Origin of the sequence: Kitasatospora sp. NPDC007106 (assembly GCF_040634455.1) — a bacterium.
Classification (GTDB): domain Bacteria; phylum Actinomycetota; class Actinomycetes; order Streptomycetales; family Streptomycetaceae; genus Kitasatospora; species Kitasatospora arboriphila.
In genome coordinates, this window is sequence record NZ_JBEYFP010000494.1 from 1 (window position 1) to 4,472 (window position 4,472).

Below are 4,472 nucleotides of genomic sequence, written 5' to 3' on the forward strand. Positions count from 1 at the left end.
CGCGGCCAGGCCCCGGGCGAAGCGGTCTGCGTGGGATGCCTTGGGCTTCGCCTTGGCCGTGGCCTTTGCGGCCACCGACTCGAGCTCCTGCTCGATGCCGATCGCGGTCGGCAGGTTCTGCTGATCCTGCTCCGGGCGGGGCCAGTCGCCGCGCTCCGCGGAGCCGGGGCTCGCGCTCCGTTCGTGGGGGTCGGGTGGTAAGCCGTCGGCGAACCGCCGCGTGGTTGCAAGGGCGATCGCGCAGTCTGACGGTATGGATGTGATCGAGGTGCTGCCAAGGCTGCGCATGCTCCGCTTCCCAGTGGGGGCGGCCTACCTGTGGCGGGACGGCGACGAACTGACCCTGATCGACACCGGCACCGCCGACTGCGCGGCGAGGATCGAGGAAGCTCTCGACGGTGAGCTGCGGCGGATCGTCCTGACGCACTGGCACGAGGACCACACCGGCTCGGCCGCCGAACTGGCCGCCCGGCACGGGGCGCAGGTCATCGCCCACCGGTTGGAAGCACCGGTGATCCGGGGCGCCGTGGCCGGGGCACCCCCGGTGCTGGAAGAGTTCGAGATACCGATCCGCGCCGCACTCCCGCCCCTGCCGCCGGCACCGCCGTGCCCGGTCGACCGGGAGGTGGAGGACGGCGACGTGCTGGACTTCGGCGGCGGGGCCGTGGTGGTCGCGGTGCCCGGCCACACGGACGGGTCGATTGCACTCCACCTGCCCGGGCCGCGGGTGCTGTTCACCGGCGACGCGGTCGCCAATGTTGGCCGGACCGTGCTGGGCGTTTTCAGCACTGAGCGCATCTGTGCCGTCGTGTGGTTGCGCCGGCTGGCCGAGCTGGATGTCGGCACGGTGCTCTTCGGGCACGGCGATCCCCACACTCACGGCGTGGCGGCCGTCCTCCGGCGCGCAGTCGAGGCGACGACGTGACCGAAGTCGCCGCCTTGGTGCTGCGTGGGTGAGAACCGATTCGGCCCACAACTCCTGCGGAGCGGTGACTCTCCGCGTCGCCGCTACGCCCACTGCACGCCGTGCTCGGCGGGCTGTGCGGGCTGCCCTGGCGTCGGTTTGGCGTGCCTCGCTTTCGTGTTGTTGAGGAATGTGCCCGGCCTCACCTCTGCGACTTGCGCGTTTTCCTTCTCGTCAGTGCCGGCCGCCACGACCTCGACTGCTGGCGATGCGGGGCGCGGGGCCCGTATGTGACCCTCCTGCTCGACGAATTGGGCGGGTGCCGCCGGACCCTGCTGGAACCGGTTCGCGCGGGACGTTTTCGGCTTCGCCTCTGCCGTGGTCTCCGCCTCGGCTGCGGGTTTCGCCGCCGCCGGCTCCGGGTGCGGCAAGTTCTGCTGGTCCGCCTCCGGACCCGGGCCGGCCGTCGTGTTGCGCCACGACTTGGCGGCCGAGCTGCTCGCCCTCGAACACCGTTTCCTCGGGCAGCTGTGCTCACTTGATCGGCCGTCAACCTCAGGGATTGCCGTGTCAGTTCGGTGCGGCAGTGCCGCTGCGGAACGGGATCGGAGGGTTCGACGGCCGAGCCGATGTGCACCGGCCGGCTGCCGTCCGTCTGACGCGTCCATCGCGGGGCGGGCCCCGGTTGTCACGAACGGTGTCCGTCCGGATGAGGGCCACTCGCAACAAAAAGAACAGCGGTTCTGCTAGTGTCGCCCGCAAGGAGAACAGGGATTCTTTTTGTGGGAGGTCTGGTGCCTCGGCTCACCGATGCGCGCAAGGAACTCCGGCGTACTCAGATCGCCGAGGCCGCCGTGCGCTGCTTCAGTCGCAACGGCCTGGAGCGGACCTCGATCGCCGACATCAGTGCCGAGTCGGGCCTGTCGACCGGCTCGATCTACGCGCACTACCGCAACAAGGCCGACCTGGTCCGCGCCGCCGCGCGCGAGATGCTCCACCGGCGGGCCGACACCATCGGCGGGTACGCCGCGGCCGACGTCCCGCCCGGCCCCGACGAGCTGCTCGCCCGGTTGACTGCCGCGATCGATCCCGTCCACGCCCGGGTCGGCGTGCAGACCTGGAGCGAGGCGACCACCGACCCGGCCGTCCGCGGCATCGTCGTCGACGCGACCGACCGGATGCGCGCGATGCTGCACGACTGCGTCACGGCCTGGCTGGTGAAGGTCGAGAACCACGAACCGGCCCCGGCTCGGGAGCGCGCCGCCGCGATCGCCCACCGAATCATGGCGCTCTACCAGGCCGAACTGCTCTACACCGCCCTGCGGACACCGACCGGGGAGTCTCAATGATTGAGTCAAGCCGTCTGCGCGACCGGAGCGGAGGTGAAGACCCGGTTGTCGCGCAGGAGTGGCCACAGGACGCTGACGCGGCGGCGGGCCAGGGCGATGACCGCCTGGACGTGCTTGCAGCCTTCGGCGCGCTTCTTGAGGTAGAAGTCCCGGTTGGGGCCGTCCTTGATGATGCTGCTCTGCGCGGGCGGGTAGAACACCCGTCGCGGGCGGCGGCTGTAGCGTTTGGGCCGGTGCAGGTTGCCGGTGCGTCGTCTGGAATCGCGGGGAACGGGCACGAGCCCGGCCGCCGAGGCGAGGTGGCCGGCGTAGGCCGTCAGGTCGCCGGCCGCGACGACGAGCTCGGCGCCGAGTGTCGGGCCGACGCCGGGCAGGGACTCGATGATCTCGGCCTGCGGGTGGGCGTGGAAGGCGTCGCGGATCTGCTTGTCGATCCGCTTGAGTCGGTCGTCCAGGGCCAGGATCCGCACGGCCAGGTCGGCGACGATCGCGGCGGCAACATCCTCCCCGGGCAGCACGGTGCGCTGGGCGTCGGCGGCCTCCAGCGCGGTGTCCGCGACCGCGTCGGCGCCGCGGACGCTCCGGTTGGCCAGCCAGGCCGTCAGGCGAGCCCGGCCGCGGCGGCGGAGCGCGGCCGGGGTCTGGTAGCCGGTCAGCCGCACCAGCGCGCCCTTGTGCGCGGAGTAGTCGAAGGCCCGCTCCAGGGCGGGGAAGATGCCGGTCAGCACGTCGCGGAGCCGGTTGATCATCCGCACGCGGTCAGCGATCAGGTCCGAGCGGTGCGCGGTCGGCAGTGCAAGGTCGGCCGCCAGCTGGGCGGGCACCTCGATCGCGGTGAAGTCCCGTCGCTGGCGGGCGGTTTCGGCGATGACGTAGGCGTCGCGGGCGTCGGTCTTCGCCTCGCCCCGGTAGGCGCCGGCCATGCGGTTGACAGTCCGGCCGGGCACGTAGACGGCACGCTGGCCGTGGGCCGCGAGCAGGGCCGGCAGCAGGGCCGAGGACGTGCCGGAGATGTCCACCGCCCAGTGCACTTCGTCGGCCAGCTCCAGGATCTCCCCGAGCGCGGTCAGGATCGCCGTCTCGTCGTTGCCGACCTTCTTCGACCACAGCGTGGTGCCGGCCTCGTCGACGACGGCCGCCCAGTGGTGCCCCTTGCCTGCGTCAATTCCCGCCCAGACGCGGGCACTTCGCTCACTCACTCGCCCCTCCTCGGTCCCACGATCCCCTTGGCCCGAGGAACACCCCGCCGTCGTCTCCGTAAACAGCGACCGCACACAGCGCGCATATCTCAATCAGCAGCCAGGGCGCCCCGGAGAACCGGACGGCCACTCCTCGGGAGCCGCGGTCGGCAAGACCACATCAGCCGCATCCGGCCCTCCCGGGCCGTCTAGCACCTTACGGAGACGACATGACCGCTCTGACCGCTCCGTTAGCCGCCCGCACCGTTCTCCGGACCGGATACGGTGCGCTGCAGCTCGAGCGCCTGCACGACCGCCGCGACGAGGCCCTCGCCCTGCTGCGCCGCGCGGTCGAGCTGGGCGTCGACCACGTGGACACCGCCGAGTTCTACGGCTTCGGTTTCGCCAACGATGTGATCCGCGAGGCGCTGCGCCCCGAGGACGACGTCCTGGTGGTCACGAAGGTGGGGGCCGATCCCGACCCCGGCGGGCGCCTGCCGCTGCGTCTGGCGCAGCGGCCCGAGCAGCTGCGCGCCAGCGTCGAGGACAACCTGCGCAGCCTGGGCGTCGACCGGCTCGGGGTCGTCAACCTGCGCCGCCTGGACACCGGCCCGGGGTTGCGCCCCGAGGGGGACCAGGTCGTCGACCTCGACGATCAGCTCGCGGTGATGACCGCCCTGCGCGAGGAGGGCAAGATCGGCGCGATCGGTCTGAGCAGCGTCACCCTCGAGGGCCTGCGCCGCGCCCTGCCCGCCGGCGTCGTCTGTGTCCAGAACGCCTACAGCCTCGTCTCCCGCGACGACGAGGATCTGCTGCGGCTGTGCGTGGCCGAGGGCATCGCCTGGGTGCCGTTCTTCCCCCTCGGCGGGGCTTTTTCCGGCCTGCCCGGCGTGACCGACGAGCCGGCGGTGCACGCCGTGGCCCGGTCGCTGGGTGTCACGCCCTCCCAGGTCGGCCTTGCCTGGCTGCTGCACCAGGCCCCGAACGTGCTGCTCATCCCCGGCACCGCTGACCCTGCCCACCTGGAGGCGAACGTCGCGG

Annotated in this window: 5 protein-coding genes; 3 read left to right on the top strand and 2 right to left on the bottom strand. The window is 71.7% G+C overall.

Annotated elements, in window-relative coordinates; all coding sequences use genetic code 11:
* Positions 1-288, bottom strand: a 288-nt coding sequence (locus tag ABZ641_RS26890; RefSeq protein WP_359985719.1) for a hypothetical protein, incomplete at its 3' end; no start/stop codon positions are given.
* Here ABZ641_RS26890 and ABZ641_RS26895 point away from each other — a divergent pair.
* Both ABZ641_RS26895 and ABZ641_RS26900 read left to right on the top strand, forming a co-directional pair.
* Complete coding sequence (locus tag ABZ641_RS26895; protein WP_359985716.1) at positions 254-925, top strand: MBL fold metallo-hydrolase; 672 nt, start codon at positions 254-256, stop codon at positions 923-925. The two genes, ABZ641_RS26890 and ABZ641_RS26895, sit on opposite strands and share 35 nt — an antisense overlap.
* Before the next feature lie 773 nt (positions 926-1,698).
* Positions 1,699-2,253, top strand: coding sequence for a TetR family transcriptional regulator (locus tag ABZ641_RS26900; protein WP_359985708.1), 555 nt, complete (start codon positions 1,699-1,701; stop codon positions 2,251-2,253).
* 5 nt (positions 2,254-2,258) lie between these two features.
* Here the strand turns inward: ABZ641_RS26900 and ABZ641_RS26905 are convergent, their stop codons facing one another.
* A complete protein-coding gene (locus ABZ641_RS26905; RefSeq protein WP_359985711.1) occupies positions 2,259-3,452 on the bottom strand; it encodes an IS110 family transposase in 1,194 nt (397 codons plus the stop codon).
* Between the two features lie 209 nt (positions 3,453-3,661).
* Between ABZ641_RS26905 and ABZ641_RS26910 the strand changes: the two genes are divergently transcribed.
* A partial coding sequence (locus tag ABZ641_RS26910) for an aldo/keto reductase (protein WP_359985714.1) occupies positions 3,662-4,472 on the top strand: 811 nt, incomplete at its 3' end.